We start from the raw sequence: 12,380 nt of genomic DNA, 5'->3' as shown, positions 1-12,380 counted from the left end.
TAATGATTTGCGTTAAACTTTTAAAAGCATGAGAGACATCATTGTTGTAAAAAATTAACGTGAATACCTTGCCGTTTTGCCGAAAATGTGGACGTAGACTTCGTGAATACAGCAAAAGCTGCCCTGACTGCGGAACCTCAACCACAGCGCCAATCATCAAAATTAAACAAGCCTCATCCACAAAAACAGCCATTGCTGCTGCAACCAATAAGGTAGCAGAGCCTGTTATTTCGGCTGTTCCCGAACCGGTTAAGGTCCCAGTTCAAGTTAAAGTTGCTGCGCTAAGCAGCCCACCACCTAAACCAGCGCCCAAGCCAGTACTTTCCGCTAAACACATCCGCTCAACAAAAACCGCTAAACCGAAGTCAACCAAACCCGCGCCTCCCGAAGTGCTTTTCCCCGCCAAAACCACACCGCCTAAATCGGTTATTCAAGCTAAACCTAAACGTACCCTGTCCCGAAAAATCATTGCTACCCAATCAGTCCCCCCGCCAATTCCTCCGCCTAAACCAGCACCGCCACCCAAAGCAGCAACCCCAACCATACAGCTTAGTGAAACAAAAACAGCCTTCTTTGTAGAACCAGTTCTGCCCCCCAAACCCACTATTCCTGTTGCTCCTGCACCAGTTCTTCCGCCGCATGAAATCATAAAGAGCAACGTGTCCCTCAAAGAGGACTTCATCGCCCATCCTCAGGACTATGAGACAGAAACATTCCACTTCAGCCTAAGATGCATAAACGACCACTATTGGCGTGCAGGAACCGAACTTCCCGTATCGAATGGGAAAGCTATCTGTCCACAATGCGGAGAAATGCTAAGAAAACCCAGAAAGAAGGGCAGCCGTAAACCAAGGCAAATGCCGATTTTCTAAGACGCCACTCTTAGAGTTTTACGCTGATTTCTACCCCGTCGTCACCTACTTGCACAAAACGACTGCGGTACTTGCCTGAATCCCGAACATACACAAGATAATCCGCCATCACGTCGCTAAAGATGCCTGCGTTATCTGCAAAAACCATTGCGCCAGCTTCCAGTTTGGGTTCGGCTAATTTGAGGTATTGGAGGTACTCGTTTTTTTCAGCATCTAAGAAAACAAACTCAAACGGTCCCCGCAAGGTGGGGATAACGTCTAGGGCGTTGCCCGTGATGACCTCTACGTTTGCGGGCAGATGCGCGTTTTGGATGTTTTGGGTGGCTAATTCGGCTTCATCTTGATGTACCTCGACCGTAACAATCTCCGATGAGGAGCTGAGTTCTTTGCCGATTAGAATCGCTGAGTACCCAATCAAGGTGCCTACTTCCAAAACATGCCGTGGTCTGAGGCGATGAATTTCCCACCGTAAAACCTCGCCCCTTTCGGGTCCAATGATGGGCAAAAAGGTATGTTTGGCGAGCGCCTCTATCTGCTGCAAAACTTCGTCGGCTGCGGTTAGGGTTTGCATCGTCAGTGCACCACCATGATTTTGTCTGCAAAATGAGCCCTAAGCTTAGCCAACTTAGGCGAGATAACAGCTTGACAGTATGCTTCCTCAGGGTGGAGCTTGTAGTAGTCTTTGTGGTAGGTTTCGGCTTTATAGAAGGCTTTTAGGGGTTCTATAGCGGTGACGATGGGTTTTTCCCAGATTCTTTCTCGGTTAAGTTCGTCGATGAGGTTTTCAGCGATGACTTTCTGGCGGGGACTATTATAGAATATGGCACTACGGTACTGCGTGCCTATGTCTGCGCCTTGCCGATTGAGCGTTGTGGGGTCATGTATGGTGAAGAAGATTTCGAGTATGGTTTGGTAACTTATGATTTCGGGGTCAAAAAATACCTGCACCGCCTCCGCGTGCCCCGTGGCGCCTGTGGAGACCGCCTCATACGAGGGAGAGAAAACTGAGCCACCCGTGTAACCAGGGTCAACCCGCTTCACGCCTTTAATGACGCTAAAAGCGGCTTCGGCACACCAGAAGCAACCCGCAGCCAAGGTCGCGACTTCCAGATTTTGATTTTCAACCATAAAAAGCCTACCTGCACAATAAATGCGAGTAAACAACCCAATTAAAGCATTACGCTACCTTAGGAGCCTCTGAGCAAATGTTTTATTCAAACGCAACCGTAGCCATCTAAGGAAACGCAATGCAAAAAACCGTAACTGACGCACTAAAAAAAATTCAAGTCACCCCTTTGGCAGCGGAAAGCTTTGGCGTTCGCTCCATGTGCACGCTTGTTGAGACACCTGATGTTACGGTTCTTCTCGATGCAGGGGTCTCGCTTTGTCCTTACCGCTTCAACCTCCCACCACACCCCATCGAGTTCCAAACCATCCAGCGGCTACGCCAAACCATCGCCGAAGCCGCCGACAAAGCCTCAATCGTCACAATTAGCCACTACCACTTTGACCACCACACCCCCAGCTACGAAGACTGGGTCGTCAACTGGACCGAAAACGTCGAGACCGCACGACAAATCTACCACGACAAAATCGTACTTGCCAAAAACCCCAAAGAAAACATAAACGCCAGCCAACGCGAACGCGCCTACCTATTCGGCAAAACAGGCGGCAAACACGCCAAAAAACTCGAGGCAGCAGACGGCAAAACCTTCCCGTTCGGCGGCACTTCGCTACGGTTTTCTGAGGCGGTTGTGCATGGCGCGGAGGCGTCGAGTCTGGGCTGGGTGGTCATGGCTACTGTTGAGTTCGGGGGGGAGCGGTTCATGTTTGCGCCTGACGTTCAGGGTCCCATGGCTGCGCATACTGCGGAGTTGATTTTGGCTGCTAAGCCTGACATGTTGATGTTGGGGGGTCCGCCGCTTTATTTGGGTGGTTTTCGCGTTGAACAAGCAGCCTTGGACCGAGGCATAGCTAATCTAAAGCGAATAGTTGCCGCTGTGCCCACAGTGGTTTTGGAACATCATGCACTGCGGGACGAGGATTGGCGTCCAAAACTGGAGGACGTATTTGAAGCAGCCGAGGCAGCGGGGCACCGATTGCTAACAGCCGCAGAATACGCGGGCGCGCCCAACAGCTTTTTGGAATCCCATCGACGCCAACTCTACACACAACACCCCGTATCCGACGAGTTCAAAAAATGGACTAAGACTTTGACCAACAAAATAATCGCCAAACCACCCATTTAACCCGAATAAGGGATGGAGTAGGGTCCCGAGCACACCAGAACAGTTTTGCGCTAAGATACGCTGTCAACGAGTTGTGCAAATTTTGGTTTGACAAGCAAAACATCTTCTATGTAGGCGCGTAGAGGTTCCGCGATGCTCCAAGCTTGTGCCACGCAACCTCGGGGCGTGTTAGGGGCTTGAGCGTCATAGATTTCGTTTAAGGTTGCTAAGCCGCCAACATTGAGACCATCCCGCAATAGAGGCAGGATGAGGGTTTGGAGGGCTTGCTGCCGCGCCTCCTCGGAGTAATCGTTGACTTTGAGGTAAGCGGTCACGTAGGGTCCCATTATCCAAGGCCAAATAGTACCATTATGATAAGCGCTATCGCGGCTGCGTCGGTTTCCCGCATAATGCCCAACAAATCTGGGGTCACTCTCTGAAAGCGTGCGCAGACCGTAGGGGGTTACGAGTTCGCGGTTAACTTTGTCAACAACTTTTTTGGCTTTCTCGTTATCCAGCATCGAGAAATTGAGCGCCACGGCAAAGATTTGGTTGGGACGCATCGAAGCATCTGTGCCGTTTGCCTCGACTACGTCGTAGAGGCATTCTTGTTGGGGGTTCCAGAATTGGGCGTTGAAACTCTCATGCGCTTGAGCGGCGTATGCTGCGTATTGTTCGGCTTGGTCGGGTTGATTGAATTTGCGTGCCAGCAACTCCATAGTTCTAAGCGCATTGTACCATAAAGCTTGGACTTCTACTGCCTTACCTGCCCGAGGCGTAATTATGTCTCCTTCAATCTCGGCATCCATCCAAGTGAGTTGGGGACCATGCATCAACAATCCGTCGGAGTCAACGTGAATGCCATAGATTGTGCCTTTGCGATGAAATTCGATTAATGACTGCAAGTTAGACCATAACTCGCGCTTCACAAAATTATAGTCGCCAGTGTATTTGAGGTACTGCAAAACCGCGTTCACATACCACAATGTACCGTCGACAGTGTTGTAGTAGGGAACGCCTGTTTTGTCATCGACCAGATTAGGAATCAGCCCTTCACGGTAGTATTGCATGAATCCTGAGAGGATGTTTTTGGCGTCACTAAATCTGCCCGTAACCAGAGTCAGCCCCGGCAGCGAAACGAAGGTGTCTCTGCCCCATGGCTCAAACCAGTAGTATCCAGCTATGATGGATTTTTTGCCCGATTGATTTTGAACCATAAACGAGTCGGCGGCAGACAAGACCCAATTTAGCCAATCACTGGCGGGCACGTTGGGGTGATTTCGATAAAAGTCAGTTAGCATATCGCCCCGCTTATGCAACTCTGCAGAGTATACCGCCTTAACGTCCCGCGTGGAGCCTCCAAGTTTAGCCAAAATATCCTTTGCAAGCGATTGAGCTTCACCTACTGCGAAGGTTAACGCAAACTCTAAAGCTTCACCGCTTGGAACCGCCACCTCAAAGAAGCCGGGCTGGAAACAATCATCCATACCTGCCTCGCCGCGGGCTACTTCTTCGCGGTAACGGAGTCGATAAACCCAATTTACCCCCTCAAAGAAGGCGCCTTCAGTTATGTGCCCGAGCAGCACAGCCGCGGGGTTCTGGAAGGTTGTGGCGAATCCGTTTTTGCTGCTGGTCTGCGTGAAGTTTAAGGGGTTGTTGCCTTGGTCGATAACTGTGTGGAAGTGTCGACAGCTAAGAAGCGGGAACAGCTTTACGGTTGCTTTTGAGGGGGCACGGCTGTTGATTTGGTAGAACACTGCGACGCCGTTTTTGTTTTGAGGTATAAATACGGTTTTTTCAACTGTGAGGTTGTCGAGTTGGTATGTGTATTTTGGGAAGGGACTGAGAGCGAATTGCTCGAGGTATCGGTAGCCCTCAGGATAAACTATGTTAGAAAATTCGTTGGTTCCTAAGCGATAAAGCTCGTTGTCAACAAGGATATCCTCGTCAACTTTAGCTACGCAAACGGTGCGGTCGCCGGGCGGATGCAACGCTGCAACCAGCAAGCCATGATACTTCCGCGTGTTGAGCCCGAGCGCCGTCGAAGACGCATAGCTGCCCAACCCGTTTGTCACTAACCATTCTTTGGACATGGCTTCATCAAAATTTGAGAGGACATTTTTCTGAAAAGTTAGGGGAGCCGACTCCATTTAAGGCATCAACTTCGCTACGTTCTTATCCCGAGCGACACAGAAATAGTTTGCTACGGGAACACATTTCGTGCGGAACAATAGCAAGTGAGGCTTAGTTAACTTATATTCAGTGAGGGTTTCGGCGTAACCCATACCTTTGGCGAAGACCAATTCAGCTTCTTCGTAGACTTTGAGGAACTCGGCTGAAACCTCTTTAATCTGCAACCCCACCGCGTCGGCGCCAGTGGTTATGACGTCGTCGGCGAGTTTATCCATGTTACAGAGTTCAGCATCCTCCATGGTGGCGTCGTTAATGACGGGTCCGCCTTTGACGACGTAGATAACTTTTAACCCCATATTCTTAAGCTGCTCCACCAACAAAGTGTCAAAAACAATTTCGCCCGCGTTATCCGCCAAGTACAAGACGCTTTTGGCTTTTTTAGCAAGCTCATAGGCTTTGTCGATGTCATCTATGGCTAAGTCTTTGGAGGCTTCCCTAAACGCCTCAGACATGTTACTTAACGAGAACTTGTGACCAGGCACATCAAACTCCATTATGTTACCGACGATGGCGCAGATGCAGGCTTTTTTGAAACGTTCCTGCTGGTTCAAACCGGACTCAACAATTTTTTTGATGCGGGGCAGTATTTTGAGGGCTTTTTCGTTGGCGAGTTTCTTGTTGTATTTGTAGGGGTCGTCGTTGCTGGTTAATTTGCGAATAATGCGGTCACGTTTGGTTCCGAGTTCGGCGGCGTTAGAGGTGGGTTTGAACTCGCGGTTGAGCAGCTTCACAATTTCAGCGAGGCACCTAAACCGCAAAGCAGGGTTCGTTGTGGCTTGGTAGGTTTGAATCTGCGCCCGCGAGAGCAGGCACGATTCGCATTCAGGTTCAACTTTCAAGTTCTCGTCACGCGTCTATGGATTTGTTGCTTTTCCAAAAGCACACAATACACTATATGGGTCTTTCGCCTTCACTATGCCGCTGGCTACGAGAACACCCTGCGTTCCAAGCTTAAGTGCAATGGCTACGTCGTCGGCTGTGCTGATGCCTGCACCGCAAAGAATCGTCATTTTCGGATCAATTTTTTTAACGAGGCTCACGGTATCGGTGACGATTTCGGGTTTTGCCTTCGAAACTGAGATGCCGCTACCGATCAGTTCAGGTGGCTCAACAGAGGTTATGTCGGGTTGCATGGCGGCGACGGCGGCGCTGACTGCTGGGTTGTTTGCGCATACGCACGAAGTTAATCCTGCTCCTTTGGTAAGTGCGATTATGGTTTCGATTTCTGAGAGTTTGAGTTGCCGCTCAGAATGGTTGATTAATGTACCGACTGCGCCTGCTTCCTTAACGGATTCAACCAGAACGTGCCCTGTGTAGCCGCCTGGTTTTATGGCGTCGATGTGTTGGGCGAAAACGGGAATCTCCACGGTCTTCGCGATGGCTGCGAGGTCTACGAGTTGGGGGACAACGATGATGCAGGCACCTGTTTCTTTGGAGGCTCTCTCTGCCTGTTTGGCTAGTTCGAGGGCCCTTTTGCCTGTTGATTCAAGGTAGGTTTTAAAATTCACTATAATCATGGGTGATTTGATGTTCACTTTGCTTCCTCGCTTTGGGATGGCTACTATTAGGGTACACTAAATAAAAGAATGTCGATACTCCGCTGACTCGACTACGTGGTTGATGCCTGTATCGGTAACGCCGTCCGTTTCGCGGCGGACTCTGTTAACATGCCGATTAACTGGTTATTTTTCACGACGGCAGCGCGTTTGAAGGCTTTCTTAGACAGTATCCTCATCGCGTCAATCATGGATTCATCTGGGCGCAGGATTATAAGGGGCGTATAGTTGAGGTTTTTTGCAACCGTTTGCAGGGGATCTTTGTGCTCATCCACAATCTCTCGGAGCAAATCGCGGTCGCTAATGACGCCTATGGGTCGCTGATTCTCCAAAATCAGAACCGAATTCACGTTATTTTCCAGCATCTTATCCACAGTATTAGCCAACGTCTCCGTGGTAGGTATTTCAACTGTTGGAAGTCGGGTGCCAGCTTGGCTACTGATTTCTGCGATGTCGATACCGCGTTTCCAGATATCACTTAACATTTCGCTGACGCGTTCAACTTGGCTGGAGTCAGTGGAGTAGAATGTGTCGGGGAAATAGAAGGCTGATTCAGCGCCTAAATCGGTTAGAGGACGCATTTTGAACATGAACAGATACTTGTTATCGACCAGCATCATGGTTAAGTAGCTGATGGGGACATGCTTGACTTCGTAGTATTGGGCTAGTTTCTGTGCGGGTTCCAAGTTGTCAAGGTCAATAGAGGCCATTATCTGAACTTTTAGGTCTCGCCTAAAGTACTCCACTATTGGGTCATCTTCCGCGAGGCGGTTAATGCTTTGCGAAGTGGTGATTATCACGATTTCTTTTTTGGCAGACTCCAAAATCGAGGTGACCTTAGCAAGGGCTTCTTCAGCACTCTTGATGACTACGGTTTCGCCGATGGGTACACCGCTCTTCAATTCCTCAATACGCCTAGAAGCATCCACACCCCCATGCCACATCTGCACGAAAAACGCCTTCAAAACCGAGATAAACATTTTATCGTTAATCCACAAGCCTTCGTCTTCGAGGTTGAGCACGGAGGCTTCATTACCAAAGGGCGCGTAGAGGATGGCTTCTTCTTCGTCTTTTATTAGGAAGCGCGGGAAGAATTTGGAGCTCATGTTGATGTGGCGGATTTTGAAGTTTAATTTGTCTTGGGTGACATTTCGGTCGATGCGTTCAACCACTTTGAGGTTGTCAGAGGAGATTTCGGTTATGATTTGGAATTGGACGTTGCGTTCCTGTGAAGGCGTGACGGCGGCATCAAAAATCCCAGCGATATCCTCTTGGATGAGCCCTAGCCCAGTGGTTAGGAAGATAACTTGAGATTTGGCTTCGTCAATCATGCTGAGCATTTTGGAGTGTATCTTTTTCTTACCCGTGATAATTGAGAATTTGGCGACGGGGTATTCGGATTCGGGGGCGCTGATTGATTGCCACGCCGTCAAAAGGTTTCCCTTTTGGTCACTGAGGTTTGTGACCTCATTCTTTTTTGCGTTAATGAAATTATCCACAAGTGCTTCAAAAGGCACAATCGTAAACCGCGTGGGACGCTCCAATGTGGCTTCGATGAAGCCTTTTTCTTGGAGCTTCTTGAAGGTGCGGTAAGCCTGAACCCGTTCCATCTTTAGCCGCTTTGCTACGAAGCTTGTGGATTGAACGCCGCTTTTGGCGAGAAACATGTAAACTTGAATTTCCCTTTTTGACAAACCCAGAATCTGGAGAAACCTTGTTACATCTTTTTCGCTCATTCACGTACCCCTTATAAAACCCGCCTTGCCCAAATATAAGGTACGTATAGCATACTAATAAATTGTATCTTTTTGGACACTACACAATACAATAAGCTTTATCCCAGAGTCTGCTGCGTTGAGCCATGCTCACGTTTCACCCGTTTCGCCGGCTCCCAAGATTGTCGCACACAACAAGGATAATCCCCAAACTCATCCAAAAGCCGATGCAAAAAACCCACAGTCTTCTCATCAGTCAAATAGCCACTGCCAAAATCGCCATACGTAACCTGCAAAGCCGCAATTTCGCGGTCACGTTCCACCTTAGCAATAACCGAAGCAGCAGAAACCACAGGGTAAGTGCGGTCAGCTTTATGCTTAGAGGTTATTCGGGTCTTGATGGTTATGCATTCGCGGATATGCGTTTTGTATCGAGTCTCTGAAACATCGGCGGCATCCACAAACGCTTGGTCGGGCTTGAGCGTCTCAATTATCTGCGCCATCGTCTGAGCTTCCAGTCGGTTGAGGCGGTGAAGACGTCGGGCGCTGTGTACGACTTTGTCAATTTCTATGGGCGGCACCTTAATGATGTGATGCACTGTTGCCAGCTTGAGGATTTCGGGATAAAGGGCTTCCCGCTTCTTAGCCGTTAGGAGCTTGGAGTCTTTGACGCCTAACTCCACCAACTGCGGCAATGCTTCTGATTGGAACGCCACGCCTGCAACCACGAGGGGTCCAATTACGCATCCGCGTCCAGCCTCATCCACGCCAGCAACCAACATCAAGTGTTCCTCGCGTGAAGCTTAAGACTTCTAGGCTATAATGCTTTCCAAAAGCGCCCAACACGAAAGTTTTGTTGTTATTGATGCAAGTTTCATAATTCTCGAGAAGTCGAATTTGTGGACTAACAGTCAGTGGACCTACCCGCCTTATTCAGAGAATCTAAAGAATCACTCCGCCGTTAACCCTCAAAACATGCATACATAATTCAGCTATTTTTTGTATCAAAAGCGCTAATGTGCTAGTTGTTTATTTGATTTTTCCGATTATTTCGATGTTTTTTTTCGGAATTTTTGGTTTTTTTTCACCGATATTATCAATTAACATAAAATTTATATACCAACAGCTAAGTTGTTTTATTTACAGAAAAAAACAGCAAAAATCGCGTTATAATAAAAATTTAAGGCGAAAATAATTATGAAAAGCAACATTTCAAAAAACAGTGTAAACTCTATTCTTTTGATTCTACTACTATCGTTTTCAACAATCGCTGCGTCACTAACCATAGCTGAAGCACACACACCCCCATGGGAAATACAACCCTACATCTACATAACCGCCACACCCAACCCAATCGGTGTCGGTCAACCAGCCACCGTTGTGTTCTGGCTCAACTGGATACCCCCCACAGCAATGGGCAGCGCCGGTGACAGATGGCTATTCTACTTAGACATCATTTCACCCGACGGTTCCAAAGAAACAGTAGGCCCATTAACGTCTGACCCAGTCGGCGGCAGCTACTACATTTTCACCCCCGAAACCACGGGCAACTACACATTCACCGCGCGCTTTGGACCCCAAATATTAACAGGCAGCACCGGAACAGGGATCTATAACAATATGGGCTTTGGCGGCCCGATTCAATATCTAAACGATACTTTTCTAGAAGCAAGCGGAACAACATCAATAACAGTACAAGAAGAATCCATACCTAGTCCCCCCATCTATCCGCTCCCAACCGAATACTGGACACGACCCATAGAAGGACAAAACGACAACTGGTACGTGATTGGATCAAACTGGTTAGGTCCACAGCAAGCCGCAAGATTCCAACCTGACGGCACAGCACCCTCTAGCGCCCACGTCATGTGGTCAAAACCCATGTTAGACGGCGGTGTAGTGGGTGGAACGGGCACGGGCATCGATGGCATGACTTACTACGACGGAACCGCGTATGAAGGCAGATTTGGCACGCCGCTGGTAATCTATGGACGACTATACTACGCCGTACCTAAGAGCAATTCTGCAACTGGCGGCGGATATAACTGTGTGGACTTGCGAACGGGTGAACTTATTTTCTGGCAAAACATGACAATGCCATCATTTGCCCAACTCTATGATTATGAATCATTCAATCAACACGGTGTCATCCCCAACGGCTACTTATGGAGCGTAAGTGGTATTGGCGGCTACGGCGCCCCCGCAACGCCAACCAACTGGACTGCATATGACCCCCTAACAGGCAACTGGCTATACAGCATGTACAATGTCCCAGCTGGAGCAGGATCCTCAACTTTTGGAACCACAACCTACTACACCCCTAACGGGGAAATCGTCTTCTACCAACTAAACGCCACAGCCAAGTGGATAGCTTTATGGAACAACACCAATATCGGTGCAATAACATCCAGAACTAACGCAAACGACACAACTAGTTCAGGCTTCTTCCAATGGAGACCTATAGGGAAGACCGTGGACGCAAGCACCGCCTTTTCATGGAACGCAACCATACCCACATTACCCGGGCCATCACCAGCAATTGTAAAAGTAATTCCTGATGACATAGCATTAGGAACTAGCAGTACTTTTGCCGGAATCACTGAGTGGGGTACCCCCAATCCATGGACGATGTGGGCAATAAACCTCAAACCCGAAAGCCGCGGCCAACTCTTATGGACAAAGAGCTACAATGCACCCTCAGGCAACCAAACCCTACTACAAGGACCAGTTGACCCAACAAACCGAGTCTTCACCATGTGGTCCCGAGACGCCTTAACGTTTTCAGGCTACAGCATGGACAACGGAGACCTATTATGGACATCACAGCCCGAAGACGCATGGGGCTTCTACAGCACAGGCTGGGCGGTCGCATACGGCAACCTATACCACAGCGGCTACGGCACAATCTACGCCTATGACTGCGCAAACGGAAATGTAATTTGGAACTTCAGCGTACCCAGCGGGTTAGCAACACCTTACACAAACTATCCATTAGCCGTGAACTGTGTGGCTGATGGAAAAATCTACTTAGGCACCGCCGAACACTCCCGCAACGCCCCCTACTGGAAAGACACCAAAACCTACTGCCTCAACGCAACCACCGGCGAAGTAATCTGGTCACTAGACGCAGCCACACCCTCCTCGGCAGGAGGCATAGGCCAAGTTTCTACTGGCTTCGCAATCGCAGACGGATTCTACACGTACCTCAACCTCTACGACAACCAAATCTACACCATCGGCAAAGGCCCAAGCCAAACCTCAGTCACCGCATCACCAAAAGTTTCAGTGCTAGGCAGCAGCGTGCTAATCGAAGGCAGCGTCATCGACTTAGCTTCCGGCACCACCCAAGCTGAGCAGGCGGCAAGATTCCCAACTGGCGTTCCAGCAGTGTCTGACGAAAGCATGAGCGACTGGATGCAATACGTCTACATGCAAAAACCGCGCCCTGACAACACCGTGGGCGTCCCAGTCAGCTTAGACGTCATCGACAGTAACGGCAACTACCGCAACATCGGCGAAGCAACAAGCGACGAAAACGGCTTCTACAGCTACCAATGGAACCCCGACATCGCAGGCAAATACACCATCATTGCAACCTTTGGCGGAACCGAATCATACTGGCCATCCCATTCAGAAACCGCAGTCGCAGTCGACGAAACCACAACTCCAGCAACAGCAACAGCCGCACCACCCTCAAATATGGTGGACACATACTTTTTGCCATCAGTGATAGCCATCATCATCATTTTGATAATCGGATTCGCAATAACAATACTTGTCCTGCGAAAACGCCCATAAACATAGGTGAACCAACAA

The 12,380-nt window shown here is 49.1% G+C and carries 10 protein-coding genes; 3 read left to right on the top strand and 7 right to left on the bottom strand.

Annotated features, from left to right (window positions below; translation table 11 throughout):
* The first annotated feature begins 68 nt into the window (after window positions 1-68).
* The gene (locus tag NWE92_06430; GenBank protein MCW4029265.1) at window positions 69-872 is read left to right on the top strand and encodes a zinc ribbon domain-containing protein; all 804 of its coding nucleotides are present in this window, start codon (window positions 69-71) and stop codon (window positions 870-872) included.
* 10 nt (window positions 873-882) lie between these two features.
* Here NWE92_06430 and NWE92_06425 read toward each other — a convergent pair whose 3' ends face one another.
* Window positions 883-1,443, bottom strand: a complete 561-nt coding sequence (locus NWE92_06425) for a class I SAM-dependent methyltransferase (protein ID MCW4029264.1) — start codon at window positions 1,441-1,443, stop codon at window positions 883-885.
* 2 nt (window positions 1,444-1,445) lie between these two features.
* Window positions 1,446-2,000 carry a peptide-methionine (S)-S-oxide reductase MsrA gene (gene msrA / locus NWE92_06420; GenBank protein MCW4029263.1) on the bottom strand — a complete coding sequence of 185 codons (555 nt, stop codon included), beginning with the start codon at window positions 1,998-2,000 and terminating at the stop codon, window positions 1,446-1,448.
* A 119-nt stretch (window positions 2,001-2,119) separates the two neighbouring features.
* Between msrA and NWE92_06415 the strand changes: the two genes are divergently transcribed.
* A complete protein-coding gene (locus NWE92_06415; protein MCW4029262.1) occupies window positions 2,120-3,121 on the top strand; it encodes a hypothetical protein in 1,002 nt (333 codons plus the stop codon).
* A 50-nt stretch (window positions 3,122-3,171) separates the two neighbouring features.
* Here the strand turns inward: NWE92_06415 and NWE92_06410 are convergent, their stop codons facing one another.
* From NWE92_06410 to rnhB, 5 genes are all read right to left on the bottom strand, one after another.
* Window positions 3,172-5,250 carry a glycogen debranching enzyme N-terminal domain-containing protein gene (locus tag NWE92_06410; protein ID MCW4029261.1) on the bottom strand — a complete coding sequence of 693 codons (2,079 nt, stop codon included), beginning with the start codon at window positions 5,248-5,250 and terminating at the stop codon, window positions 3,172-3,174.
* Window positions 5,251-6,132 (bottom strand): ARMT1-like domain-containing protein, encoded by an 882-nt coding sequence (locus NWE92_06405; protein MCW4029260.1) that lies wholly within the window; start codon window positions 6,130-6,132, stop codon window positions 5,251-5,253.
* Between the two features lie 15 nt (window positions 6,133-6,147).
* Entirely contained in the window at window positions 6,148-6,810 is a 663-nt protein-coding gene (gene tpiA / locus NWE92_06400) for a triose-phosphate isomerase (GenBank protein ID MCW4029259.1), read from the bottom strand.
* 92 nt (window positions 6,811-6,902) lie between these two features.
* Window positions 6,903-8,585 (bottom strand): CBS domain-containing protein, encoded by a 1,683-nt coding sequence (locus NWE92_06395; GenBank protein MCW4029258.1) that lies wholly within the window; start codon window positions 8,583-8,585, stop codon window positions 6,903-6,905.
* A 98-nt stretch (window positions 8,586-8,683) separates the two neighbouring features.
* The gene (gene rnhB, locus NWE92_06390; protein MCW4029257.1) at window positions 8,684-9,346 is read right to left on the bottom strand and encodes a ribonuclease HII; all 663 of its coding nucleotides are present in this window, start codon (window positions 9,344-9,346) and stop codon (window positions 8,684-8,686) included.
* A 415-nt stretch (window positions 9,347-9,761) separates the two neighbouring features.
* Between rnhB and NWE92_06385 the strand changes: the two genes are divergently transcribed.
* On the top strand, window positions 9,762-12,362 hold the full coding sequence (locus NWE92_06385) for a PQQ-binding-like beta-propeller repeat protein (protein MCW4029256.1): 2,601 nt from the start codon (window positions 9,762-9,764) through the stop codon (window positions 12,360-12,362).
* The last annotated feature ends 18 nt before the right edge of the window (window positions 12,363-12,380 follow it).

It is taken from the genome of Candidatus Bathyarchaeota archaeon (genome assembly GCA_026014745.1).
Classification (GTDB): Archaea; Thermoproteota; Bathyarchaeia; order Bathyarchaeales; family Bathycorpusculaceae; genus Bathycorpusculum.
Note: the sequence above shows the minus strand (reverse complement) of the source record. Positions and strands in the feature narration are given on the sequence as shown.

Excerpts from the sequence above, each read along its gene's own strand:
- msrA (MCW4029263.1), bottom strand. The coding sequence starts at position 2,000 with ATGGTTGAAAATCAAAATCTGGAAGTCGCGACCTTGGCTGCGGGTTGC.
- rnhB (MCW4029257.1), bottom strand. The coding sequence starts at position 9,346 with ATGTTGGTTGCTGGCGTGGATGAGGCTGGACGCGGATGCGTAATTGGA.
- NWE92_06395 (MCW4029258.1), bottom strand. The coding sequence starts at position 8,585 with ATGAGCGAAAAAGATGTAACAAGGTTTCTCCAGATTCTGGGTTTGTCA.
- NWE92_06415 (MCW4029262.1), top strand. The coding sequence starts at position 2,120 with ATGCAAAAAACCGTAACTGACGCACTAAAAAAAATTCAAGTCACCCCT.
- tpiA (MCW4029259.1), bottom strand. The coding sequence starts at position 6,810 with ATGATTATAGTGAATTTTAAAACCTACCTTGAATCAACAGGCAAAAGG.
- NWE92_06425 (MCW4029264.1), bottom strand. The coding sequence starts at position 1,443 with ATGCAAACCCTAACCGCAGCCGACGAAGTTTTGCAGCAGATAGAGGCG.
- NWE92_06410 (MCW4029261.1), bottom strand. The coding sequence starts at position 5,250 with ATGGAGTCGGCTCCCCTAACTTTTCAGAAAAATGTCCTCTCAAATTTT.
- NWE92_06385 (MCW4029256.1), top strand. The coding sequence starts at position 9,762 with ATGAAAAGCAACATTTCAAAAAACAGTGTAAACTCTATTCTTTTGATT.